We start from the raw sequence: 24223 nt of genomic DNA on the forward strand, positions 1-24223 counted from the left end.
GGGTGAGCGTCCCCGGCCCGCACCGCTCCACACCAGCCTGATCCCCGAAAGCCGAGGAGAACCCTCCCGTGTCCCGAACCACCCTCCGGCGGGGGGCCGTAGCCGCACTGTGCGCTGCGCTGCTGCCCGTCGTACCGGCGGCCACCGCGTCCGCCGCGCCCAGACCTCCCGCCCCGCCATCGGACGCGGCCCTCGCCAAGGAGCCGGCCAGGCACGACCTGACCCGCGAGCAGTTCTACTTCGTGCTGCCGGACCGTTTCGCCAACGGCGACACCTCCAACGACCGGGGCGGTCTGACCGGCTCGCGGCTGGAGACCGGCTTCGACCCCACGGACAAGGGGTTCTACCAGGGCGGGGACCTCAAGGGCCTCACCCAGAAGCTCGACTACATCAAGGGGCTCGGCACCACCGCGATCTGGCTCGCCCCGATCTTCAAGAACCGTCCCGTGCAGGGCACAGGGGACAACGCCTCGGCCGGCTACCACGGTTACTGGATCACCGACTTCACCCAGGTCGACCCCCACTTCGGCACCAACGCCGACCTCACGAAGCTGATCGACAAGGCCCACGGCAAGGGCATGAAGGTCTTCTTCGACGTCATCACCAACCACACCGCCGACACCGTCGACTACGCCGAGAAGAAGTACGGCTACAAGCCCAAGGGCGCCTTCCCGTACCTCGACGAGCAGGGCAGGCCGTTCGACGACACCCGGGGCGTCGAGGAGGTGGACGAGGACTCCTTCCCGTACACCCCGCAGAACACGGGCGAGAAGGTCCCCGCCTGGCTCAACGACACCACGATGTACCACAACAGGGGTGACTCGACCTATGCGGGCGAGTCCACCGAGTACGGCGACTTCTCCGGCCTCGACGACCTGTGGACCGAGCGCCCCGAGGTCGTCTCCGGCATGGAGAAGATCTACGAGAAGTGGGTCCGCGACTTCGACATCGACGGCTTCCGCATCGACACCGTCAAGCACGTCGACCTCGACTTCTGGACCCAGTGGGCCACCGCGCTCGACGGCTACGCGGCGAAGCACGGCCGGGACGACTTCTTCATGTTCGGCGAGGTCTACTCCGCCGACACCGCGATCACCTCGCCCTATGTGACGCGGGGCAGGCTCGACGCGACGCTCGACTTCCCCTTCCAGGAGGCCGCCCGGCAGTACGCCTCCCAGGGCGCCCCGGCCTCCAAGCTCGCCGCGGTCTACGGTGACGACTACCGCTACACCACCGACAAGGCCAACGCCTACGAGCAGGTGACCTTCCTCGGCAACCACGACATGGGCCGGATCGGCACCTTCCTGAAGCAGGACAACCCGAAGGCCTCCGACGCCGAGCTCCTGGACCGGGCCCGCCTCGCCAACGAGCTGATGTTCCTCGGCCGGGGCAACCCGGTGATCTACTACGGCGACGAGCAGGGCTTCACCGGTGCGGGCGGCGACAAGGACGCCCGCCAGACGCTCTTCGCGTCGAAGACCGCCGACTACCTCGACGACGACCAGCTCGGCACCGACCGCACGCACGCCTCCGACGCGTACGACACCACGCACCCGGTCTACCGCTCCATAGCGGCCCTGTCGAAGCTCACCCGGGAGCACCCGGCCCTGCGCGACGGCACCCAGACCGAGCGCTACGCCAAGGACTCGGTCTACGCCTTCTCGCGCACGGACGCCAAGCGGCCCTACGAATACCTCGTCGCCACCAACAACGGCACCGAGGCGAGGACCGTCGAGCTCGCCACCGAGTCCGCGGGCATGAACTTCCGCACGCTGTACGGCGGTTCCGGCACCGTCCGCAGCGGTGCGGACAAGACCGTCGAGGTCACCGTGCCCGCGCTGTCCAGCATCGTGCTCCGCGCCGACAAGCAGCTCGGCAGCCCCGCCGCCAAGCCCTCGCTCACCCTGAAGGCCCCGGCCGCCGGAGCCACCGGCACCGTCGAACTCACCGCCGACGTGGACGGCGGCGACCTCAACCGCGTCGTCTTCGCCGCGCAGACCGGCGACGGCAGGTGGACCACCCTCGGCTCCGCCGACCACGCCCCGTACAAGGTCACCCAGCACATCGACAGCTCGGTGAAGGCCGGGACCCCGCTGCGCTACAAGGCCGTGGTCGTCGACCGCGCCGGACGCACCGCGAGTGCCCTCGCCTCCACGACCGCGGGCCAGGCCCCGCCCGCGCAGAAGCCCGTCGCCGTCGACCGCGACCAGGCCGTCGTCCACTACAAGCGCGCCGACGGCGACTACGAGGGCTGGCAGCTGAAGTCCGGCGGCAGGACCGCCGACTTCATCGGCCGCGACGCCTACGGCGCCTTCGCCTGGATCGACCTCGACGAGGGCACCTCCTCCGTCCCGTACACGGTCGAGAAGGCCGGCACCGCCGACGGCCCCGAGCGCACCGTCGACCTCGCGAAGACCGGTCAGGTCTGGGTCGAGCAGGGCAAGGACGGACAGGAGACCGAGGCACCCGAGACCGCGCCGCAGGACACCACCAAGGCCGTCCTGCACTACCACCGCGCCGACGGCGACTACGACGGCTGGGGACTGCACACCTGGACCGGCGCGGCCTCGCCCACGGACTGGGCCAAGCCGCTTCAGCCCGTGAAGACCGACGCGTACGGCGTGACCTTCGAGGTCCCGCTCACCGACGGCGCCACCTCGCTCAGCTACATCCTCCACAAGGGCGACGAGAAGGACCTCCCGAGCGACCAGTCCCTGGACATCGCCTCGTACGGCCACGAGGTCTGGATGCTCGGCGGGAAGCCCGGCTACCTCCTGCCCCAGGCCGGCGGCGTGCCCACACCCGACCTCACCAAGGCCGAGGCGCAGTGGATCGACGCGAACACGGTCGTCTGGAAGGTCAAGGCGACCGACGCCACCAGCCAGCAGCTCGTCTACGCGAAGAACGGCGGGATCTCCGTCGTCGACGGCGCCCTCTCCGACGAGGGGCAGTGGCTGCGGCTCGGCGCCACCGCGCTCACCGACGCACAGAAGGCGAAGTACCCGCACCTCAAGGACTATCCGGCCTTCACCGTCGACACCCGGGACCGCGACCGCGTCCGCGAGTCCCTCCGGGGCCAGCTGATCGCCACCCAGCGCGCCGCCAACGGCGCCCTGCTCGCCGCCACCGGCGTACAGACGGCCGGTGTCCTGGACGACCTGTACGGGAAGGCCGCGAGCGGCGCCGCCCTCGGCCCCGTCTTCCGCGAGGGCAGCCCGACGCTCTCCGTCTGGGCGCCCACCGCCCGCACGGTCTCGCTCGAACTCGACGGGAAGACCGTCCCGATGCGGCGCGACGACCGCACCGGCGTCTGGTCGGTGACGGGCAAGAAGTCCTGGACGGGCAAGCCCTACCGCTTCGCCGTCCAGGTGTGGGCGCCGAGCGTCCAGAAGCTGGTCACCAACAAGGTCACCGACCCCTACTCCACCGCCCTGACCGCCGACTCGGCCCGCAGCCTCGTCGTCGACCTGGAGGACCCGAAGCTCGCGCCGAGCGGCTGGTCCGCCCTGAAGAAGCCCGCCGCCGTACCGATGCGGGACGCCCAGATCCAGGAACTGCACGTCCGTGACTTCTCGGTCACCGACACGACCTCGAAGCACCCCGGTGAGTACCTCGCCTTCACCGACACCGGCTCCGACGGGATGAAGCACCTCAAGGAGCTCGCGGACTCCGGCACCAGCTATGTGCACCTGCTGCCCGCCTTCGACATCGGGACGATCCCCGAGAAGAAGTCGGACCAGCAGAAGCCAGCCTGCGACCTCTCCGTCTACGCCCCCGACTCCGAGGAGCAGCAGGCCTGTGTGACGAAGGCCGCCGCGAAGGACGCCTTCAACTGGGGCTACGACCCGCTGCACTACACCGTCCCCGAGGGCTCCTACGCCTCCGACCCCGACGGCACGAAGCGCACCACCGAGTTCCGTCAGATGGTCCAGGGGCTCAACAAGGCCGGACTGCGGACCGTCATGGACGTCGTCTACAACCACACCGTCGCCTCCGGCCAGGACGACAAGTCGGTCCTCGACAGGATCGTGCCCGGCTACTACCAGCGGCTCCTGGAGGACGGCACCGTCGCCACCTCGACCTGCTGCGCCAACACCGCGCCCGAGAACACCATGATGGGCAAGCTCGTCGTCGACTCCGTCGTCACCTGGGCCAAGGAGTACAAGGTCGACGGCTTCCGCTTCGACCTGATGGGACACCACCCCAAGGCCAACATCCTCGCGGTCCGCGAGGCCCTCGACGAGCTCACCGTCGCCAAGGACGGCGTCGACGGGAAGAAGATCATCCTCTACGGCGAGGGCTGGAACTTCGGCGAGATCGCCGACGACGCCCGCTTCGTCCAGGCCACCCAGAAGAACATGGCCGGCACCGGCATCGCGACCTTCTCCGACCGGGCCCGTGACGCCGTGCGCGGCGGCGGCCCCTTCGACGAGGACCCGCGCGTCCAGGGCTTCGCCTCCGGCCTCTACACCGACCCCAACACCTCGGCGGCCAACGGCACCGAGGCCGAACAGAAGGCCCGGCTGCTCCACTACCAGGACCTGATCAAGGTCGGCCTCACCGGCAACCTCGCCGACTACACCTTCACCGACACCCAGGGCCGCACGGTCAAGGGCTCGGCCGTCGACTACAACGGGGCGCCCGCCGGATACGCGGCCGCGCCCGGCGACGCCCTCGCCTACGCCGACGCCCATGACAACGAGACCCTCTACGACGCCCTCGCCTTCAAGCTCCCGGTGGACACCACGGCCGCCGAACGGGCCCGCATGCAGGTGCTGGCGATGGCCACGGCGGCGCTCTCCCAGGGGCCCTCGCTCTCCCAGGCGGGCACCGACCTGCTGCGCTCCAAGTCGCTGGACCGCAACTCCTACGACAGCGGCGACTGGTTCAACGCGCTGCACTGGGACTGCCGCAAGGGCAACGGCTTCGGCCGGGGGCTGCCCCCGGCCGCCGACAACAAGGACAAGTGGTCCTACGGCAAGCCGCTGCTGACCTCCGCCGCGCTCACCCCCGGGTGCGCGCAGATCACGGGCGCGTCCGCCGCGTATCAGGACCTGCTCACGATCCGCACCACGGAGAAGGACTTCGGTCTCTCCACCACCGCACAGGTGCAGGACACCCTCTCCTTCCCGCTGTCCGGGAAGCAGGAGACCCCCGGGGTCATCACGATGCGGCTGGGCTCGCTGGTCGTCGTCATGAACGCCACCCCGGCGACGCAGAGCCAGAAGGTCCCCGAGCTGGCCGGCAAGGGATACGCCCTGCACCCGGTCCAGGCGTCGGGCTCCGACGCGACGGTCAAGAAGGCGTCGTACGACACCGGTTCGGGCAGCTTCACCGTCCCGGGCCGCACGGTCGCCGTCTACAGCCTGCGCTGAGACCCCGCGCCCCGGCCGGCCCCGGCCCCGCACCCCGAGAGGGGGCGGGGCCGGGGCCGGCCCCTTTCCGCCGGACGGGCCGCGCGGCGGGGCTCCCTTGTGCGGACGGCGCGATCACGCGAAGCTGAAGCCGTACACGTGCATGCACGCCGTACACGTATACGTACCCGTACCGCATTCGCCCACAGGAGCGCTCGATGCCACAGATCACCGTCGACTACTCGGCCGAGCTCGACGACAGCTTCGACCGCCGTGGCTTCGCCCTGGCCCTCCACCCGCTCGTCGCCGAGACCGTGTCCACGAAGACCGCCGCCTGCAAGACCCGGTTCCGCCGCGCCGAGACCTTCGTCGCCGGTGACGCGGGGACGGGCGACGCCGTCGTGAACGTCGCCATCGCGATGCTGCCCGGACGCACCCCCGAGATCAAGGCGCAGCTGACGGAGGCCGTCATCGAGCTGCTCGCGGGGCACCTCAAGCCCGTCGACGGCCTCAGCGTGCACGCCTCGGCGGAGATCCGGGACCTGGACGCCTCCTACCGCAAGGGCTGAACGGGCCGGCGCTGCGGCGGGACACCCGGCGCGGCGGGCGCCAGGACGGCGAGCCGCTTCAGCAGCTCGTCGAACGGCCCGTCCGCCGGCTCCTGGGCGAAGACCCGCAGCATGATCCCGGCCATCTCCTGGTCGTACGCCGCGCTCACCGACGCCAGCGCCGCGAAGTCGTGCACGAGCTGCAACTCCAGCTCGGCGCGCGGGATGCACCTGCCGTCCAGCCACAGCAGGGCCGTCGACTCCGCCAGCGACACCCAGGACCGCACCACGAGCTCCAGCCGCGCGGGCGGGTGCGGGACACCGAGGTGCGCGATGATCTGTGTGTACGCCGCCTGCCGCACCCCGTCGACCAGGGCGTTCGCCGTGGACGAACCGCCCGCGGGGCCACCCCGCATCAGCGCGGCGAAGCCCTGCCCGTGCTCCTCGACGAAGTCGAAGAACCGGTGCATCACCCGGATCAGCCGCGCCCCCAGGGGCCCTTCGTGCGCCTCCAGGAAGCGGGCGGCCAGCTCGTCGGCGGCCCGCTTCAGCGCGGCCTCGTACAGGCTGCGCTTCCCCGGGAAGTAGTGATAGACGAGCGGACGTGAAATGCCCGCAGCCGCCGCGATCTCGTCGATCGACACATCGTCGGGCGAGCGGTGGCTGAACAACTCCAGCGCGACGCCGATCAACTGTGCTCTGCGCTCTTCGACGCCCATCCTGCGCCGCACACCGGTCGTCATGCCGGACAGCCTAACCGGGGCGGGACCGAGGCCCTCCGGCGCACTCCCACCAGGCAGTTCCCCGCCCGTACCGAAGGCGTTCAGTGCAGCGCGCCCACCCGGCTGCCGTCCTCCAGCAGCCCGTCCAGCCGTGCCCGGTCACCCTCCCTGGCGGGCAGCGCCAGCAGCCGCCCCTCGGCCCGGCCCCGCACCCCGCCCGTCGCCGTCAGGGACGCGAACTGCCGTGAGCCCGCCGCCAGTACGTACCACCGGCCGCCGTCCGACTTCCACAGCACGCCCGCCAGCACCCGGGGCCTGCGTATCCCGCAGTCCGGGGAGTCCTCGGCGCGGGCCGCGACCGCACCCGGCGCCCCGTCGCCGCCCGACACCTCGGGCGGCGCCTGGAACTGCGCCAGCACCCTGCTCCCCGTGCCCCGCCAGGTGTCCGCCCTGGTGCAGAACCACCAGGCGTCCCCCTCGCCCTCGGGCAGCCGCTGCTTCGCGTAGGGCCAGGAGTTCACCGTACGCACGCCGTTGGACCGCACCGCCGGGAGCAGGCAGGCGGTGCGCGCCCAGCTCTCCCGCTCCGCCGCGCCCGCCACGTCGTGCGGGGCGGACGGCGCGCCCGAGGTCAGGCGTACGGGGGTGAGCTCGCCCAGATCCGTCATCAGCCGGGCCGCCGAGCCGTCCCGCACCTCCAGCGCCGGCCAGGAACGGCAGTCCCGCGCACCCGCGTCCGTACCGCCCCGCACACGCACCGGCCCGGCCAGCGGGTCCGTCACCCCGGCACCGTCCCGGCGCAGCGGCAGCGCCGCCCCGCGCGGCGCCAGCAGATCGCGTACGGCGACCTCCCGCACCCAGGGCGCCGTCAGATAGCGGACCCGCCCCTCGCGGCGCTGCACCACCAGCGCGCTCGCCGTGACCGCGTCCGCGCCGTCCACCCGGGCGAAGTCCAGCACCGCACCCCGGGACGGATCGGCGTTGCGCGCCTCGGCGTAGCGCACGACGCGCAGCCCGTCGTGGAAGAGCACCACGGCCGCCTGGCCGACCTCGCCCGCGTACAGCAGCTGCGGCGGGCCCATCGGCGGGCCGTCGGGCGTCCCGGGCGTCGCCGACGAGACCACCGCATCCCCGGGCCGCGCCCAGGCGGCGAGGGCGCGGCCCAGCAGCCCGGTGTCCCCGGTCCGGTCGCCGCGCGTGGGCCAGACCGTGAAGTCCCTCCGGGCCGAGCCGCGCCAGAGGTTCGCCGGAACCCGGCGCAGCTCACCCGGATCCAGGGCCTGTTCGGCGGTGTGGTGGCGGGAGTAGCGCGGCCCGGACACCGCGTCGGGCCCTCCCAGGCCGTCCCCGGGCATCAGCAGCAGCGTCCCGCAGACCAGCAGCGCGGCGCACGCGGCCAGCAGGGTGCGCCCGCGCCGCCGGCGCCGGACCGGGTCGGCCGGGCGGACCTGCAAGGAGCACGGGTCGAACTCCGGCGAGGCCAGCAGCGCGTGGGGCGCCGTGAGCACATCCGCCTCCAGCAGCGCCGCCCGCGGGTCGGTGACGCCCGCCGCGTCGAGCACCCGGCACACCTCGGCGTCGTCGAGCCCTTCGAGCCCCCGCAGCACATGGGCGGCCCTGCACGCCCCCGACACCCCGGCCAGCGCCTGCTCCAGGGCCAGTTCGTCCGCCCCGCAGGAGTGCGGGAACAGCCGCAGCCCCCACACCTGCGGGACCAGCGGCGGGAACTGGGCCCGCCGGGGCCGGGCGAGCCGGAACAGCGGCAGCCCCGCCTCCAGCGCGGAACGCACCACCTGGAGCCGCACATGGGCGTACGCGCGCCCCGGCTCGGGCCCCTGGCCCCCGGCCAGCGCCCGCTGGGCCAGCCAGTGGGCGGACAGCACCCGGCGGTTGCGGCCCCGGGAGGGCGCCAGCACGAGATAGGCGATCCGGACCAGCCGCGCGTAGTGCTCGGCGGGCTCGCTCTCGGCCCGCTTCCCGGCGAGCCGCCCCGCGAACGGGCGGCCGGCGGGAGGCGGTACTGCTCGCAGTGGGGGCATGTTCAGCAGAACGAGCGAATGGTGCGATGGTCACTCCGGCGTGCGCGCCCCGGGGCGACCGAGGAGGTTCCCGCGTTCGCCCCCCGCGCCGCGGGGGGACGGGGCACCATGGCCGGATGGTGGAGCAGCTGGAGTGGCGAGGAGCGCGGGCCCGCCGGGCAACTGCGGCCGTACTGGCGGGGCTTGCCCTGCTCACCGGGTGCGGCGGGGGAGCGGACGGCGACGAGGGGCCCGCCGTGCCGACGACCGCGAGCGGGACCCTGGAGCAGCTCGCGTCGAAGGCGGACTGCGAGCCGAACGTGCAGACCGACGCCGAGGAGCTCAGGCAGGCCAACTGCACCACGAAGGACGGGCGTTGGGTGCTCGCCACCTTCGCGACCGACCGGGGCCAGCGGGAGTGGCTCAACGAGGCCAACGACTACGGCGGCTCGTATCTGGTCGGCCGCAAGTGGGTCGCCGTCGGCGATCCGGACGTGGTCGCGGCGCTGCGCGGCCGGCTCGGGGGGACGGTGGAGACCGCCTCGCCGCACCACACCGGGAACGGTGGGGGTGGGGGGAGCGAGGACGGGCACTCCGGTCACCACGGGAGCTGACCGCGCAGGTTCGTGAGGCGGACACCGCCGCCGGGGCCGCCGGCTCAGCGGCAGGAGCGTCCGCCGTTGATGCAGCTCACCATCTTCCTCATCAGCCTGTCGTCGAAGACGTTGATGAAGTCACCGTGATCCGTGACGGGCTTGTGCAGCTGCTCCGGGAAGGAGTCGACGGCGAAGCCCGGGCCCGGCGGGACGTCGTACACGATGCGCTGCACCAGCTGCGGAATGGCCCTGAAGCCCTGCGGGCACCGCCCGTCGTCCTGGGCGAAGGCCACATGGGTGCGGTGGTTCGCGCTGTCGGTGTTCCGCCCGTCCCAGCAGCTCTGGAAGGCGAAGGTGCGCACCACCTGGCTGCCTTCGGGGCAGATCGGGTACTTGTCCTTCAGCTGCCTGTTCTCGAATCCGGTGCAGCTCCAGGACGCGTTGGCGTTGGCGTCGCCGTTGGTGAACGCCTTGGCGTCCCCGGTGATGATCCGCAGGAAGCGGGGCATCGCCGTGACCTTCCCGGTGGGGGAGCCGACGAACTTCAGGGTGACCTGGGAAGGCGTCTGGATCTCCCCGGTGTTCTGGTCCTTCCCGCCGCCGTCCGCGTCCACGTCGCTCTCGTCCTGGCCGTTCTGCAGGCGCAGCACCGGCCAGTAGTACGTGGACCTGTCGCCCTGGTTCCGGCAGGTGGTCCCGCCTGCGGCCAGCTCGTCGTCGCCGGAGAAGGCGTCGGTCGCCTGGTTGCCGATGTAGTCGTGCATGTGGTGCGCGCCGTTGCTCACACCGGGGGCGGCGATGACGTTGTCCGGGTTGAACTTGCCGTTCTCGTTGCGGCCGCAGTCGGTGCGGAAGGTGCCCCGGGAGGCGCCGCCGCGATTGCGGGGACGGTCGGCGTTCGGCTGGACGGACTCGATGTCGACGAAGTCGGAGGCCTCGGGACCGTTGCCCTGCCCGCCCTGACCGTCGCCCTCGCCCTCTTCCTCGCCCTGGTCCCCGCCCTGCCCCTCGCCCTGCCCCTGGTCGGCGGCCTCCCCGGGCCCCTGGCCCTGGCCGTCGCCCTGGTCCTCCTGAGCCTGGCCCTCCTCCGGCTGGCCCTCCTCCGGCGGGGCCGCCTCGTCGTCCGCCCGCAGGCCGCAGCCCGCGAGCCCGTCCAGGCCCTGTGGGCGCTCGCCCGAGACCCGTTCGACCGCGATCCCGATCCGGTCGAGGCTGGCGGCCCGCTTGTTCCTCAGCGGGCCCAGAACGGCGTTCCCCGCGAGGCCCGGGTCCCGGGCGATCTGCTCCCTGCGGTCCGCGAACTGCCGGTAGGCCTCGGTGATCTGCGTATCCATGGCGGCCAGCTCACGGTCGACCTCCGGCCGCGCCCCTTCCGGTATCCCCGGCAGGGCGATCCCCGCGTCGGGGCAGTCGATGGTGGACATCTGGCGGCCCGCGGCCTGGAACTCCCCGCGAGGCGGGCCGGACGCGCCCTCTCCGGCACTCGCGTACACATTGACGGCGACCAGCCCACCTCCCCCCAGGATCAGCGCGGCCGAGGCGACGATCGCCCGGTTGGCCAGAGTCGAACGTTTCCTGCGCGATGTGCGTCCCATGGAACTCCTCCGCTTCGAGTCCGCTTCGAGTGCTCCGAATCGGAAGCGTGACGTCCCATACGGACCGGCGGCCCCACCCGTTCAGACCGCCGCGGAATTGCCTGGCCGAGCCATCCGGGCCCGGGGTCGCGCTCCCCGGGACCGGAAGGCGGGTGCGCGGTCAGCCCCGGTCGAGGTAGGCGAGCACCGCGAGCACCCGGCGGTTGTCGTCGTCCGACGGGGGAAGACCGAGTTTGGCGAAGATGTTCGAGGTGTGCTTGGCCACCGCCCGCTCCGTGACCACCATCTGCGAGGCGATCGCCCCGTTGGAGCGGCCCTGGGCCATCAGCTCCATGACCTCCCGCTCCCGGGGGGTCAGCCCGCCCATCGGCTTGTCCGCCGAACGCCGGGACAGCAGCTGCGAGATGACCTGCGGGTCCATCGCCGTCCCGCCCCCGGCGACCCGGCGCACCGCGTCGATGAACTGGTCCGCGTCGAACACCCGGTCCTTCAGCAGATAGCCGATGCCGCCGTTGCCGTCCGCCAGCAGCTCACGGGCGTACAGCTGCTCCACGTGCTGCGAGAGGACGAGCACCGGGAGCCCCGGCCGGTCGCGGCGTGCCGTCAGGGCGCACTGCAGGCCCTCGTCCGTGTGGGACGGCGGGAGCCGGACGTCGACCACGGCGACGTCCGGCTTCAACTCGGCCAGTGCTCTGGTCAGTTCGGGCCCGGTCTCGACAGCCGCCGCGATCTCGAAATCGTAGGCTTCCAGCATGCGCACGAGCCCGTCGCGGAGCAGGAAGAGATCTTCGGCTAGGACAACGCGCAAGGGATCTCCATGGTCACCATGGTGGGGCCGCCCGCAGGGCTGCTGACGGCCAGTACGCCGTCGAATGTACCCAGTCGGCGTTCGATTCCGCTCAGTCCCGAGCCCCCGCCGACGGCCGCACCGCCCCTGCCGTTGTCGGTGACGGCGATCCGCAGCATGCCCTCCGCGTGGTGCATGTCCACCCATACGCGGTCGGCCTCGGCGTGCTTCACCGCGTTGGTGAGTGTCTCGCTGACGGCGAAGTACGCCGCCGACTCGACCGGGGCCTCGGCGCGCCCGTCCAGCTCCACCGTGACCTCCGACGCGACCGGCAGGCGCAGGGCCAGCGCCTTCACCGCGTCGCCCAGCCCGCGTTCGGCGAGGACCGGCGGGTGGATACCCCGTACGAGATCGCGCAGTTCGGTCAGTGCCTCGGCGGAGGACGTACGCGCCATCGCCAGCAGCTTCTTCGCCTCGGCGGGGTCCTTCTCGATCAGCGCCTCGATGGTGCCGAGGTTCATGCCCATGGCGACCAGCCGGGCCTGCGCCCCGTCGTGCAGATCCCGCTCGATGCGCCGCAGTTCGGACGCCGCCGTGTCCACGGCCTCGTGCCGGGTCTCGGTGAGCCGGTCGATGCGCTGCGCGAGCTCCTCCGGGGTGGGCGCCAGGGCCGACCGGGCGATCACGAAGTGCAGCCGCAGCAGGCGTCCGCTCGACCACACCCCGAGGTGGAAGATCACGATGCCGAGCAGCGCCGCCGCCAGAGCCGTCAACTGGCTGCTGACCGGCACGAAGGTGTACCAGTACGCGTCGTCCTCGAACACCCGCCACAGGCCCGCCGCCAGGACGATGCCCTCCAGGGGGTAGAGCAGCAGAGCGAAGGAGAGGAACAGCACCACATAGCCCGCGGTCATGTCGAGCAGCAGCCACCGCAGGTCCCGCCAGGTCGCGGGGTCCTTCAGCAGCAGCATGGTGCGCTCGACCTGCCCGGTGAAGCCGGAGCGCACATCCTTCGGGAACGGCCGGTAGGGGACCGGGATGCGGACGTCGCACCACTGGGCCGCGAGCAGCCGGCGCCGGTTGGCGTGCTTGCGGACCACGTCCACGAGCCACGGAGTCGTGACCAGGCCCACGCCCAGCAGGATGAAGGTGAAGGAGAGGAGCGACAGGATGAAGAGAGCGGCCGAACCCACGATGCTCTCGAAAGAGAGCAGGAACGCCCGCCCGCCGCTCACCAGCGCGTTCCGTACCCGGTTCTTCGCCGATCCCATGAAGCCGCCTCCCCTCGCCGGGCCCCCAGCGGATCCGGTCGACGCCCAGTCTCCCCCGGGCACGGGGATCACCGGCAGCCGTTTCACCACCCGGCGTGAGGGTGTACCTGGCACCACCTCGGCCCGGACGCGGCGAGGCCCCGGGAGCGTGTCCCGGGGCCTCGTGTCCCTGCGGTGTGAGGTCAGGGCGTGTACTTGTAGCCCACGCGCCGCACGGTCTGGATCGACCGGCGGTGCTCGGCGCCCAGCTTGCGGCGCAGCCGGGCGACATGGACGTCGACGGTGCGTCCGTCGCCCACGTGCCCGTAGCCCCAGACCGTCGTCACCAGCTGGTCGCGGGTGTGGACCCGGTGCGGATGCGCCACGAGGTGCGCCAGCAGCTCGAATTCGAGGTAGGTGAGGTCGAGGGCGACGCCGTCCACGGCCGCGGTGCGACGCGTGGAGTCGATCTGCACGGGACCGCCCGCCGGAGCACCGGCGGGCGCGGACGCCTCCGGCGCCGGCTCCGCCACGAGCCCCGGCACGAGCTCCCGGTGCTGGGCGGAGGCCACCGCTCCGGCGAGGGCCGGCTGCTGGTCGGCGGGCACGAGCACCAGGTAACCGACCATCGGCGGCCGGCCCGGCAGCGCCGGCAGCGTGTGCGCGGGCGCGGGCAGCCAGGTGGCGCCCGGCGGGAGGAAGCCTGCCACGTCCGGGAGCTCGACGACCTCGTCACGGTCGACGGCCCGCAGCCGGTGGCGGCCGGGGGACAGGGTGTTGCGGGCGGTGGTGGTGGCCGCAGCGGACACCGCGGACGCCGCGGTGGCGGCGGACGCGGTGGAGAAGGTACGGGTGTTCGCCATGAGGGTCAGCTCTTTCGCGCGAGGAGTCGTCGAGGACGTACGTCGTGCGCGCGGACCGAAGGCCGGTGTGAGGCGGCTTTAGAGGGCCTGCGCGTTCCACGCGCGGCAACACACCCGGTCGAAGTCATGATGCTGACGAGAGGGCCAGAACGGCTCGAGGTCGCTGCGACCCGACGCGGTGTACTGGAAGCTGGCCATGCCCCCATTGAAGCAGAGATCGGCGCCGTGCAGGAGAGGTCTCTCACCCGTCGATACGGACCTCTGTGTCAGGTTCCTCACCCGCCCCCTCCGTACCGTCCTTCCCGGCCGTCGCGGAGGCCGGGCACGCCGAAGGGGCGCCCGGCATGCGGACGCCCCTTCGTACCGGATCGGTGGCGGATCAGACCTGGTCGGCCTTCTCCAGCGCGGTGCAGCAGGTGTCGACGATCAGCCGCGTGACGACGTACGGGTCGACGTTGGCGTTCGGGCGGCGGTCCTCGATGTAGCCCTTCTGGTCCTGCTCGACCTGCCACGGGATGCGGACCGAGGCGCCGCGGTTGGAGACGCCGTAGCTGTACTCGTTCCACGGGGCGGTCTCGTGGAGACCCGTCAGGCGGTCGTCGATGCCCGCGCCGTAGTTCTTGACGTGGTCCATCGGCTTCGAGCCCTCACCCAGCGACTCGGCCGCCGTGATGATCGCCTCGTAGCCCTCGCGCATGGCCTTCGTGGAGAAGTTGGTGTGCGCACCCGCGCCGTTCCAGTCGCCCTTGACCGGCTTCGGGTCCAGGGTGGCGGAGACGTTGAAGTCCTCGGCGGTGCGGTAGAGCAGCCAGCGGGCGATCCACAGCTGGTCGGAGACCTCCAGCGGGGACAGCGGGCCGACCTGGAACTCCCACTGGCCGGGCATGACCTCGGCGTTGATGCCGGAGATGCCGAGACCCGCCTTCAGGCAGTTGTCGAGGTGCTTCTCGACGATGTCACGGCCGAAGATCTCGTCCGCGCCGACACCGCAGTAGTAGCCGCCCTGCGCGGCCGGGAAGCCGCCCTCGGGGAAGCCGAGCGGACGGTGTCCGTCGAAGAAGGTGTACTCCTGCTCGATACCGAAGATCGGCTCCTGGGCCGCGAACTGCTCGGCGACCGGGCGCAGCGAGGCGCGGGTGTTGGACTCGTGCGGAGTCATGTCGATGTTGAAGACCTCGCACAGGACCAGGACGTCGTCGCCGCCGCGGATCGGGTCCGGGCAGGTGAAGACCGGCTTGAGGACCCGGTCGGACGCGTGACCCTCGGCCTGGTTGGTGCTCGAACCGTCGAAGCCCCAGATGGGCAGATCCGCCACGTCCTGCGAGGGGGTCCCCGACATGATCTTCGTCTTGGAGCGAAGCTTGGCGGTCGGCTCGGTGCCGTCGATCCAGATGTACTCAGCCTTGAAGGTCACGGACGCCATCCTTTGCGGGTGCTGCGGTCTATGGTGCGCAGCTTCGCAAGGTGCGATTTCCCGACCGTTGCCCGAATGTGAACCCCGTGTTACCGAGGTTTCCCGAAGGTGTCGGACGCCAGGTCTGCGCTGTCCGGGGCCGTCTCAGCCCGCGTCGCATCGGATACGGTCCGCGCCCCGGCGCCGCCCCCGGCACACTGGCGGGCATGACCACACACGCCGCCGGCCCCGGCACACCGCTCCGTACCGCCCTCGTCGGGGCGGGCCCCTGGGCGCGCCTGACCCACGCCCCCGCGCTCACCGCCCACCCCGGCGCCGTGCTCAGCGGTGTCTGGGGGCGCCGCCCCGAAGCCGCCCGGGCGCTCGCCGCCGCCCACGGCACCGAGGCGTACACCGGCGACGAGGGGCTCGACGCGCTCCTGGCCGCGAGCGACGCGGTGGCCTTCGCGGTGCCGCCGGACGTCCAGGCGGCCCTGGCCGTGCGGGCCGCGGCGGCCGGATGCCATCTGCTGCTGGACAAGCCGGTCGCCACGACCGCGGCCGGCGCCCGGGAGGTCGCCGGGGCCGCCGAGCGGGCCCAGGTCGCCTCCGTGGTCTTCTGTACGCTCCGCTTCGCCGCGGGCACCGCAGGCTGGATCGCCGAACAGGCCGCCGCGGGCGGCTGGTTCACCGCCCGTGCCCTGTGGATGGGCGCACTGTTCGCGCCGGGCGCGCGCAGCGAGTTCGCCGACTCGCCCTGGCGGCGCGAGAAGGGCGCCCTCTGGGATGTCGGCCCGCACGCCCTCTCGGTCCTGATCCCGGTCCTGGGCGACGTGACGGAGGTGGTCGCGGCCCGGGGGCCCGCCGACACCACGCAGCTGCTGCTCCGGCACACCTCCGGCGCGTCGAGCACGGTGACGCTCGCGCTGGACGCGCCGCCGGGCGCGGTGGGCACCGAGGTCGAATTCCGGGGCGAGCGGGGAGTGTCCGCCCTTCCCCCGGGCGGCGGTGACGCGCTCGGCGCCTTCGCGGCGGCCGTGGACGCTCTGGCCGAAGCGGCGCGTACGGGCGTCGCGCACCCTTGCGACGTGCGGTTCGGGGCACGGCTGACCGAGGTGCTCGCCGAGGCCGAGGCGGGGCTCGGCCGGGCCTGATCCCCACGCCCGTTCCCTGGGACGGGCCGGAACGGCCGGTTAGGGTGGCGGGCGAGGGGCGGGCCCGAACGGCGGGTCAGGGTGACGAGATCCGGGCCGCACGGGCCGGAGATCAGGCGAAGCGGGGGCACGGTGAACAACAGGACGTACCGCGACTACGACTTCAGTCACCTGCCGGGCGGGCTGGCCGTGTTCCTGGGCATCCTCGTCGTCCTGATCCTGGTGATGCTGTTCGGCGGGCTCCTCCTGATCGGGCGCCGGAAGAGGAAGAGCCCCGAGGAGCGGGCGCGGACCGCCGCGGGCAGGGCGAGCCGGAGCCGCCAGGCGGACCTGCGCAAGCGGCGCATCGCGCTCCGGAAGAAGGCCGAACGGCAGAACCGCTGAGGGGGCGCGTGCGCCCTCGGTCCTCCCACGGCGCGTGTGCCGTCGGTTCCGCCCCCGCCCGGCGAGCCGCCCCCGTCCGCTCCGGGCCGGGTGATCCCGGCCGGCCGGGTCAGTCGGGGTGTGCGGCCAGCGCGGTGTGAGCCTCCAGGAGGAAACGGCGTACGGCCGCCGCCTCCCGGTCGTCGAAGGTGCGCAGGACATCGGCGATCCGCGCCAGGGGCTGCCCGAAGAACTCCTGCCCCCGTTCCACCGCCCGCGCGTCGACCGTGAGGAGCACCCGCCGGCGGTCGAGCGCGTCCCGGGTGCGGGTGACGTGGCCGAGGCGGACCAGCCGGTCGATGAGCGCGGTGGTGCCCGCGGAGTTGAGCCCCAGCTGCGAGCCCAGCCACCCCGCGGTCGCGGGCGTCTCGGAGCGGCTCGCGTCGAGCAGACAGACCAACGCGCGTACGTCGGTGGGGTGCATGCCGTTCCGGGAGGCGAATTCGGCCTGCCGCAGGCCGAATTCGACCGCGACCCGGCGCAGCAGATGCACCGTGGCCATCTCCGGGCCGTCCGGCCCCTCTATCTCGGTCACGCCCCTATTTTATCTCGCTCAGCGAGATAAAATAGGGTCAGGAGGCGATCGATGACGCACGCACCCCAGTCCGTTCCGCCAGCATTCCTCGCCGCGTACGACGAGGTCCTGGCCGCCCACTGGCCCACCGGGACGGTCCCGTCCCTGGTCCCGACCCCGTACGGCGCCACACACGTCAACAGCTGCGGCCCCGAGGGGGCTCCGCCCCTGGTCCTGCTGCCCGGCGGGGGAGTCCCCTCCGCTGTCTGGTACGTCCAGGCGGCCCGTCTCGGGCTGACCCATCGCGTCCACGCGGTCGATCTCGTCGGCGAGCCGGGGCGCAGCACGACGGGGGAGCGCCCGCTCCGCTCGGCGGCCGACCTGGCGGCATGGCTCGACGCCGTACTGGACGGGCTGGACGTGCCGTCCGCCGCGCTCTGCGGCCACTCGTACGGCGGCTGGATCGCCCTGCGGTACGCCCTGCACGCGCCCCGGCGTGTCAGCCGGCTCGTGCTGGTGGACCCGACCGGGTGCTTCGGAGGCTTCAGCCCCGCCTATCTGCTGCGCGCGCTGCCGATGCTGCTGCGCCCCACGGTCCGCCGTACCCGCGCCTTCCTGGCCTGGGAGACGGCAGGCGCGCCCTTCGACCCCGCCTGGACACGGCTGCGCGACGAGGCGGCCGGCTTCCCCACGGCCCGTCCTGTCACCGGACCGAGGCCCTCGCCCGAGGAACTGCGGGGCCTGGAGCCGGAGACCCTCGTCCTGCTCGCCGCGAACAGCCGGGCCCACGACGCGCGGAGGGTCGCCGCGGCAGCCGGCCGGCTGCTCCCGCACGCCGAGACGGCGACGGTCGCGGACGCCACCCATCACTCCCTGCCGCTCGGAGTCCCCGGTGCCGCCGAGACCGGCCGCCGCATGGAGGACTTCCTCAGCGGCCCATCGCGTCCCGTACCGCCTCGTCCGTCCGCGCCACGACGGCCGTACCGTCCTGCGCCGTGATGATCGGGCGCTGGATCAGCTTCGGGTGTCCGGCCAGCGCCGTGATCCACCGCTCGCGCGACGCCTCGTCCTTCGGCCAGTCCTTGAGTCCGAGCTCCTTCGCCTCCGCCTCCTGGGTCCGTGCGATGTCCCACGGCTCCAGTCCGAGTCGGCCGAGCACCGCCCGGATCTCCTCGGGCGAAGGCACGTCCTCCAGGTAGCGGCGGACGGTGTAGTCGGCCCCCTCCGCGTCCAGCAGGCTCACCGCGCTGCGGCACTTGGAACAGGCGGGATTGATCCAGATCTCCATGGGGCCCAGGGTACGGGAGGGATTCTCCAAAGGGCCTCTGGCCAGGGGTGATTGTCAGTGGGGGGCGGTAAAATGGAGGCAGTTCGTGAGGGTTCCACCACCGCGCCAGGAGGTTGCCGATGGCCGTTGCCACAGCCACGACCGAGCCGCTCCACCAGCCCCTTCGGAAGAAGCCGCTCCCCGCGGGCCGTCCCCGCGAGTGGTATGTCTCGCACAACCGCCGCCTCAAGGCCATGCGTCTGGCCATCGCCCTGCTCGACACCGGCGTGTACCAGCCGTCGAGCGCCGACAACGCCCGGATACGCGCGACGGCCGCCCGCCTCGCCATCCACCCGCCGTCCGACACCACCTGCCGCATGGTCCGCGCCCTGATCCGCTACGGCCGCTGACCCGGCGCGCCTGTGCCCCCGGGCTCCTGGGCCCGGGGGCACAGGCGCGCGCCCCGCTGTGGGAGGCGGATGCGAGACTGCACGCCATGTCTCTCGCCGAACTGACCTTCGCCCACTGGCGCGGCCTCGACCCCGCCGCGTGCGGGAGGTACGCCGACGAGGCCGCCCGCCGGGCGGGCGGCCGTCTTCTGAGCCTGGACGCCGCCCCCGCCGGCGCTCCGCACCGGGCCGTGATCGAACGGGACGGCGAGCGGTACGCCTTGATACCCGGCGGCGAGGTGACCGTCGGCTTCGACGTGGACGCCTGGCAGCCGCTCCCCGGGCAGCTCCTCTCGTACCAGGAGGAGAGCCTGGCCGGCGGCTTCGGCTTCGAGGAGGACCCGCGCGCCCTCCTCGCCCGCGTGATGACTCCCCGCCGCACGGTCGTCCTGCCCACCGTGCTGATGGCGGTGGAGCCCGTCAAGCTCCCCGAAATCCCCTCCCTGGTGCCCGCGTTGCTCGCCGAGCGCGGCCTGCGGCTGCCGCACCCCGACGAGTGGGAGCACGCCTGCGGCGCCGGCGCCGCCACGCTGTTCCGCTGGGGCGACGACTGCCCGGCGGGCGCCTCCCCGTACGGCGAGGGGACCGGCCCGCACCGGCTGCCGAACGCCTTCGGGCTGCGTATCGCCTTCGATGTCTACGACAGCGCGGAGATGACCTCGGACCCCGGTTTCGTATACGGCGGGGACGGGGGAGAGGCGGTCTGCGGCGGCTACGGGACCCTGCTCGAATGGCTGCCGCTGGCCACCGCCAACCGCAACCCCTCCACGGCCGAATTCCTCGGCGGACCGGAGGGGGAGGACATGTTCGAGGACTTCACCTTCCGGCCCGTGATCGACCTCGCCTGACCGGCGCACGGCCCGCACCGGCCGGTACGGCCCCCTGGCCGTCGTGCGCACCCCACGGAAGTGTGACGTGTCACAGACAACGCGGCGGTGCTGTGGGAGCTTCAACTCTGTTACTCGACAGTTGAGTTACCGACGTGCGCGTGGAGAGGGTCGTATGAGCACTCTGCAAGCCATCACGCTCGACCAGGTGGTCGACACGGACCACTACCCCCTGACGGAGCCGGAGAACACGCGGACCCGCGCCGTGGTGGCGCGGGCCAGGGAGGAGCTCGCCGGCACCGGCTGCACCGTACTGCCCGACTTCGTCAGGCCCGCCCTCCACGAGGTCCTGCGCCAGGAGTGCGCCGCCATCGCCCCGCAGGCGTACTTCGACGTCGAGACGGTCAACGTCTACAACATCGACGTGGACACGGACCTGCCCGACGGCCACCCCGGCCGGCGCACCTTCGAGCGCGGCAACGCCTTCGTGGCCCGCGACCGGGTCCCCGCTGACGCCCTCATCAGCAGGCTGTACGCCCATGAGTCGTTCCAGCGCTTCGTCGCCGACTGCTTCGGACTGCCGCGCCTGTACGAGCTGGCGGACCCGCTCTCCGGGCTCGTGCTCAACGTCGTACGGCCGGGCATGGAGCACCCCTGGCACTTCGACACCAACGAGTACACGGTCAGCATGCTCACCCAGGGCGCGGAGGAGGGCGGCTCCTTCGAGTACTGCCCGAACATCAGGTCCGCCGAGGACGAGCGCTTCGACGACGTCCGGGACGTCCTGGACGGCCGCGGCGGACACCTGACCCGGCGTCTGCCCCTGAGGCCGGGCGACCTCCAGCTGTTCAAGGGCCGCTACTCGCTGCACCGGGTCAGCCCCGTCCGGGGCGCTCTGGCACGCCACAGCGCGATCTTCGCCTACAGCGAGCGCCCCGGCGTCATCGGCAGCGTCTCCAGGACCCGGCAGCTCTTCGGCCGCGTCCTGCCCGCGCACCTGGCCGCGGAGGGCCGCGCCGTGCGGGGCGACCGACTGCTCGACTGACGCACGGTCCAGGCCGTCCACCGCCAGGCGACCCACCGAGGAGAAGCCCCTTGCGTTTCGACGCGTCCGGAAAAGTCTCGCTGGAACACATCTACACCGCGCCCGACCCGCGCACCTACTTCCAGGTGCTCCGCCCGCTCGGCTACCGCGTGCCCCAACTGGCCAAGCCCTGGTTCGACAAGCTCATCAAGGAGTACCGGGAGACGGAACGGGTGGCCGTCCCCCGGGTGCTGGACATCGGCTGCTCGTACGGGATCAACGCGGCCCTGCTCAAGTACGACATCACCATGGACGAGCTGTACGCGCGCTACGACGGCACCGGCCCCGCGACCCGCGCCGGACTCCTGGCCCGCGACCAGGACCTCTCGCGCTCCCGCAGCCCCGCGCACGGCCTGCTCTTCACCGGCCTGGACGCCTCCACCAGTGCCCTGGCCTACGCGCGCGAGGCCGGATTCCTCGACGACACCGTCCACGCCGACCTGGAGGCGGACGACCCCACCCCCGAGCAGCGCGCCACGCTCGCGGGTACGGACCTGGTGATCTCGACGGGCTGCGTCGGCTACGTCACCGAGCGCACCCTCACCCGCGTCGTGCGGGCCCAGGACGGCCGCCTGCCCTGGATGGCCCACTTCGTGCTGCGGATGTTCCCCTTCGGCCCCGTGGAGGACGCCCTGGCGGATCTGGGCTACCGGACGACCCGGGTGGACGAGGTCTTCAAGCAGCGGCGGTTCGCCGGCCCGAGGGAACAGCGGCTCGTCCTGGACAGCATGGCCGAGGCGGACGTGGACGCGAGCGGCCTGGAGGAGGACGGCTGGCTCTACGCTCAGCTCTACCTCTCCAGGCCCCCGCAGCGGTAACAGCCCCCAGCCCCACCGACCGAGAAGAGAGAGCCGCGTTGAACCTCAGCCAGGAAGCAGCAGCCGGAGCCACCTTCGCCCGTGAGGGAAGCCTGCCGCGCGTGCCGCTGCCGCCACTTGAGGCGAGCTGCGAGAGATTCCTCGCCTGGTGCGCCCCCCTGCTGACCGCCGGGGAACTGGCGGCGACCGAGGCCGAGGTCGCCGCGTTCCTCCGGCCCGACGGCCCCGGCCGGAGGCTGCACGCGGCACTGGAGGAGTACGACGCGACGGAGGGCGTGCACAGCTGGCTCGACACCTTCTGGCCGTACCGCTACCTCGGCAGGCGGGACCGGATCGCGCTCAACGCCAACTTCTTCTTCCTGTTCCAGGACACCGGGCAGGGCCAGCTCGACCGGGCGGCGGGGCTCGTGGCGGGGGCGCTCCACTACAAGCGGCGGCTCGACGAAGGGCTCATCGCGCCGGTGGAGCAGCGCGGCGTGCCGCAGTCCATGGTGCAGAACGCCTACCTCTTCTCCACGACCCGCATCCCTGGCGTGCCCCTGGACGGTGTGCGCGCCCCGTACAGCGAGAGCGAACCCGGTCCGTCCACCGCACGGCACATCGTGGTCCTCTTCCGGGGGACCGCGTTCCGGCTCGACGTGCTCGGCCCCGACGGCGTCCCGCACAGCCTCGACGAGATCGAGGCCGGGCTGCGTGCGGTGGCCAAGGCCGATGTCTTTACGCCCGACGAGGACCGGGCGGGCCACCTCACCACGATGGCCCGCGCGGAGTGGGCGGACGCCCGGCAGTCCCTGCTCGCCTCGCACCCCGGCAACGCCCGGACCCTGGACGACATCGAGACCGCCCTCTTCTGCGTCTGCCTGGAGGACTTCGCACCCGGGGACACCCAGGCCGCCTGCGACGAGCTGCTGTACGGCGACCGGGGCAACCGCTGGTTCGACAAGGCCGTCTCCTTCGTCGTCTTCGCCGACGGCCGGGCCGGCATCAACGTCGAGCACTGCGAGCTGGACGGGACGACCATCCTCAGCTTCACCGACGCGCTGCTGGGCACCTCGCCCGACGAGCACTCCCGGGCCTCCGGGGCACGCGGGCAGGGCGTACCCGTCCCGCACCCGCTCTCCTTCGCACTGGACGAGCCCCTGCGCGCCCAGGTGCGCGCCGCCGCCGAGGCGTTCGAGGCGTACGGGAACGACACCGCCACCAGCACCGTGTCGTTCGACGACTTCGGCAGCACCGCCGCCAAGGCCCTCGGAGTCTCCCCGGACGCCTTCGTCCAGGCCGCCTACCAACTGGCCCACCAGCGCGCCAAGGGTCACCTCGGGGCCACGTACGAGTCGATCGCCACCCGCCAGTACCGCCACGGCCGCACCGAGGCGATGCGTGTCGTCACCCCCGAGATGCCCGCCTTCGTCGCGGCGATGGACGACCCCTCGGCCGGCCGCGACGCCCGCCGCGCCGCGTTCCGGGCCGCCGCCGGGGCCCATGTGGCCCGCGCCAAGGAGTGCCAGGCCGGCGAGGCCCCCGAACAGCACCTCTGGGAACTGGAGTTGATCCAGCGCCGCCGCGGTGACGAGCTCGGTGTGACCGCGCAGCCCGCCCTGTACCGCTCCCCGGGCTGGCTGACCATGCGCGACGACTACCTCAGCACCAGCTCGGCGCCGTCGGAGAACATCCAGTACTTCGGCTTCGGCTCCACCAGCAGCCGCTGCATCGGCGTCGCGTACGTCCTGCTGCCGGAGCGCTTCAACCTCTACCTGAGCACCCCGCGCGCGGTGGCCGGCCAGATGGACGCCTTCGCCGACCGGCTCCGCGAGGCGGTCGCGGAGCTGCGGGAGCTGCTGACGGACTGACCCGAGCCGCCGGCGTCGTGGAACGCGCACGTATCTTTGCCCCGTCGGCTCGCCGAGCCGGCGACCGACGGGGGAGAGACACATGCACACCACGGCCGCCTCGTTCACCCTGCACCCCTGGACCGAACGTCCCCCGCGCGAGCGGCCGTTCTCCGGCTGGCGGGGGACGTCGCCGGAGTTCGGCGACATACAGGTGAGGTACCCGGTCCCGCCGCACCTTCCGCAGGCGGGCAGGGCTGAGGCGCGCGGCGGGTTCCTGCCGGTGGCCACCTTCGAGTCGCGCGGCGTGCACATGGACGAGCTCGCCCGGCCGACCCTGAACGGAGCCTCGCTCCGGGTGGGCGACGCCGTGGTGCACCTGAGCAGGAACCGGTGGGCGCCGACCCGCCGCGGGCGTTCCCTGCACATGAGGTACCTGGGCGACCGGTACCGGCTCACCGCGGTCAACCGCCGCGACTACGTCCTCACCAGGTCGGCGGACAGCGAGAGCCCGGGCGCCGTCGTCACGGTGACGCAGTCCGGCTTCGGGAAGCGGAAGCAGCTGACGGTGCGCCCCGCGGGCCAGGCCGTTCCGGCCGACATCGCGCTCGCGGCCCTCTTCTCCGGCGTCGACAGAGCCGTCCTCACCCGCCGCGGCGCCGTGCGGGCCGGCATCTCCCGGATCTTCTCGGCGTGGGCCGGCTCCCGGTAGTGCCGTGCCGGACCTCCGCG

General features: G+C 72.4%; 21 protein-coding genes. 12 read left to right on the plus strand and 9 right to left on the minus strand.

Annotation, left to right across the window (positions count from 1 at the left end):
- Window positions 1-68 precede the first annotated feature (68 nt).
- Together pulA and ACWCQM_RS13915 are read left to right on the plus strand one after the other, a co-directional pair.
- Complete coding sequence (pulA, locus tag ACWCQM_RS13910) at window positions 69-5375, plus strand: pullulanase-type alpha-1,6-glucosidase (protein ID WP_450915511.1); 5307 nt, start codon at window positions 69-71, stop codon at window positions 5373-5375.
- A gap of 197 nt (window positions 5376-5572) precedes the next feature.
- Window positions 5573-5923 carry a 5-carboxymethyl-2-hydroxymuconate Delta-isomerase gene (locus ACWCQM_RS13915; RefSeq protein WP_450915512.1) on the plus strand — a complete coding sequence of 117 codons (351 nt, stop codon included), beginning with the start codon at window positions 5573-5575 and terminating at the stop codon, window positions 5921-5923.
- Here the strand turns inward: ACWCQM_RS13915 and ACWCQM_RS13920 are convergent.
- Window positions 5908-6645, minus strand: a complete 738-nt coding sequence (locus tag ACWCQM_RS13920; RefSeq protein WP_450915513.1) for a TetR/AcrR family transcriptional regulator — start codon at window positions 6643-6645, stop codon at window positions 5908-5910. The two genes, ACWCQM_RS13915 and ACWCQM_RS13920, sit on opposite strands and share 16 nt — an antisense overlap.
- Window positions 6646-6725: 80 nt before the next feature.
- Window positions 6726-8663, minus strand: coding sequence for a hypothetical protein (locus ACWCQM_RS13925; protein ID WP_450915514.1), 1938 nt, complete (start codon window positions 8661-8663; stop codon window positions 6726-6728).
- 116 nt (window positions 8664-8779) lie between these two features.
- Between ACWCQM_RS13925 and ACWCQM_RS13930 the strand changes: the two genes are divergently transcribed.
- A complete protein-coding gene (locus tag ACWCQM_RS13930) occupies window positions 8780-9256 on the plus strand; it encodes a hypothetical protein (protein ID WP_450915515.1) in 477 nt (158 codons plus the stop codon).
- A gap of 44 nt (window positions 9257-9300) precedes the next feature.
- On the opposite strand, the gene ACWCQM_RS13935 is transcribed toward ACWCQM_RS13930, so the two are convergent.
- The 5 genes from ACWCQM_RS13935 to glnII all read right to left on the minus strand — a co-directional run bounded on the left by ACWCQM_RS13935 (window position 9301) and on the right by glnII (window position 15147).
- Window positions 9301-10833, minus strand: a complete 1533-nt coding sequence (locus ACWCQM_RS13935) for a DUF1996 domain-containing protein (protein WP_450915516.1) — start codon at window positions 10831-10833, stop codon at window positions 9301-9303.
- A 160-nt stretch (window positions 10834-10993) separates the two neighbouring features.
- A complete protein-coding gene (locus ACWCQM_RS13940) occupies window positions 10994-11641 on the minus strand; it encodes a LuxR C-terminal-related transcriptional regulator (RefSeq protein ID WP_450915517.1) in 648 nt (215 codons plus the stop codon).
- A complete protein-coding gene (locus tag ACWCQM_RS13945; RefSeq protein WP_450915518.1) occupies window positions 11626-12891 on the minus strand; it encodes a histidine kinase in 1266 nt (421 codons plus the stop codon). The genes ACWCQM_RS13940 and ACWCQM_RS13945 overlap by 16 nt, the downstream gene beginning before the upstream one ends.
- A gap of 182 nt (window positions 12892-13073) precedes the next feature.
- A complete protein-coding gene (locus tag ACWCQM_RS13950; RefSeq protein WP_450915519.1) occupies window positions 13074-13733 on the minus strand; it encodes a winged helix-turn-helix domain-containing protein in 660 nt (219 codons plus the stop codon).
- 379 nt (window positions 13734-14112) lie between these two features.
- The gene (gene glnII, locus ACWCQM_RS13955) at window positions 14113-15147 is read right to left on the minus strand and encodes a glutamine synthetase (protein ID WP_450915520.1); all 1035 of its coding nucleotides are present in this window, start codon (window positions 15145-15147) and stop codon (window positions 14113-14115) included.
- A gap of 206 nt (window positions 15148-15353) precedes the next feature.
- On the opposite strand from glnII, the gene ACWCQM_RS13960 reads away from it, so the two are divergent.
- The gene (locus tag ACWCQM_RS13960; RefSeq protein WP_450915521.1) at window positions 15354-16280 is read left to right on the plus strand and encodes a Gfo/Idh/MocA family protein; all 927 of its coding nucleotides are present in this window, start codon (window positions 15354-15356) and stop codon (window positions 16278-16280) included.
- Between the two features lie 132 nt (window positions 16281-16412).
- On the plus strand, window positions 16413-16664 hold the full coding sequence (locus ACWCQM_RS13965) for a hypothetical protein (RefSeq protein WP_450915522.1): 252 nt from the start codon (window positions 16413-16415) through the stop codon (window positions 16662-16664).
- Between the two features lie 109 nt (window positions 16665-16773).
- On the opposite strand, the gene ACWCQM_RS13970 is transcribed toward ACWCQM_RS13965, so the two are convergent.
- Window positions 16774-17205: a MarR family winged helix-turn-helix transcriptional regulator gene (locus ACWCQM_RS13970; RefSeq protein WP_450915572.1), complete on the minus strand. Its 432-nt coding sequence runs from the start codon at window positions 17203-17205 to the stop codon at window positions 16774-16776.
- Between the two features lie 84 nt (window positions 17206-17289).
- On the opposite strand from ACWCQM_RS13970, the gene ACWCQM_RS13975 reads away from it, so the two are divergent.
- Window positions 17290-18216 carry an alpha/beta fold hydrolase gene (locus ACWCQM_RS13975; protein ID WP_450915523.1) on the plus strand — a complete coding sequence of 309 codons (927 nt, stop codon included), beginning with the start codon at window positions 17290-17292 and terminating at the stop codon, window positions 18214-18216.
- On the opposite strand, the gene ACWCQM_RS13980 is transcribed toward ACWCQM_RS13975, so the two are convergent.
- Entirely contained in the window at window positions 18146-18505 is a 360-nt protein-coding gene (locus ACWCQM_RS13980) for an arsenate reductase family protein (protein WP_450915524.1), read from the minus strand. The two genes, ACWCQM_RS13975 and ACWCQM_RS13980, sit on opposite strands and share 71 nt — an antisense overlap.
- Before the next feature lie 119 nt (window positions 18506-18624).
- On the opposite strand from ACWCQM_RS13980, the gene ACWCQM_RS13985 reads away from it, so the two are divergent.
- From ACWCQM_RS13985 to ACWCQM_RS14010, 6 genes are all read left to right on the plus strand, one after another.
- A complete protein-coding gene (locus tag ACWCQM_RS13985) occupies window positions 18625-18894 on the plus strand; it encodes a hypothetical protein (protein ID WP_073747596.1) in 270 nt (89 codons plus the stop codon).
- Between the two features lie 86 nt (window positions 18895-18980).
- Window positions 18981-19781 (plus strand): hypothetical protein, encoded by an 801-nt coding sequence (locus tag ACWCQM_RS13990; protein ID WP_450915525.1) that lies wholly within the window; start codon window positions 18981-18983, stop codon window positions 19779-19781.
- 154 nt (window positions 19782-19935) lie between these two features.
- Window positions 19936-20805 (plus strand): HalD/BesD family halogenase, encoded by an 870-nt coding sequence (locus tag ACWCQM_RS13995; protein WP_450915526.1) that lies wholly within the window; start codon window positions 19936-19938, stop codon window positions 20803-20805.
- Window positions 20806-20855: 50 nt separating this feature from the next.
- Window positions 20856-21662 (plus strand): class I SAM-dependent methyltransferase, encoded by an 807-nt coding sequence (locus ACWCQM_RS14000; protein ID WP_450915527.1) that lies wholly within the window; start codon window positions 20856-20858, stop codon window positions 21660-21662.
- Window positions 21663-21700: 38 nt separating this feature from the next.
- Window positions 21701-23512, plus strand: coding sequence for a choline/carnitine O-acyltransferase (locus ACWCQM_RS14005; RefSeq protein ID WP_450915528.1), 1812 nt, complete (start codon window positions 21701-21703; stop codon window positions 23510-23512).
- Between the two features lie 82 nt (window positions 23513-23594).
- On the plus strand, window positions 23595-24203 hold the full coding sequence (locus ACWCQM_RS14010; RefSeq protein ID WP_450915529.1) for a hypothetical protein: 609 nt from the start codon (window positions 23595-23597) through the stop codon (window positions 24201-24203).
- Window positions 24204-24223: the final 20 nt, after the last annotated feature.

The organism is Streptomyces sp. NPDC002125 (assembly GCF_053593715.1).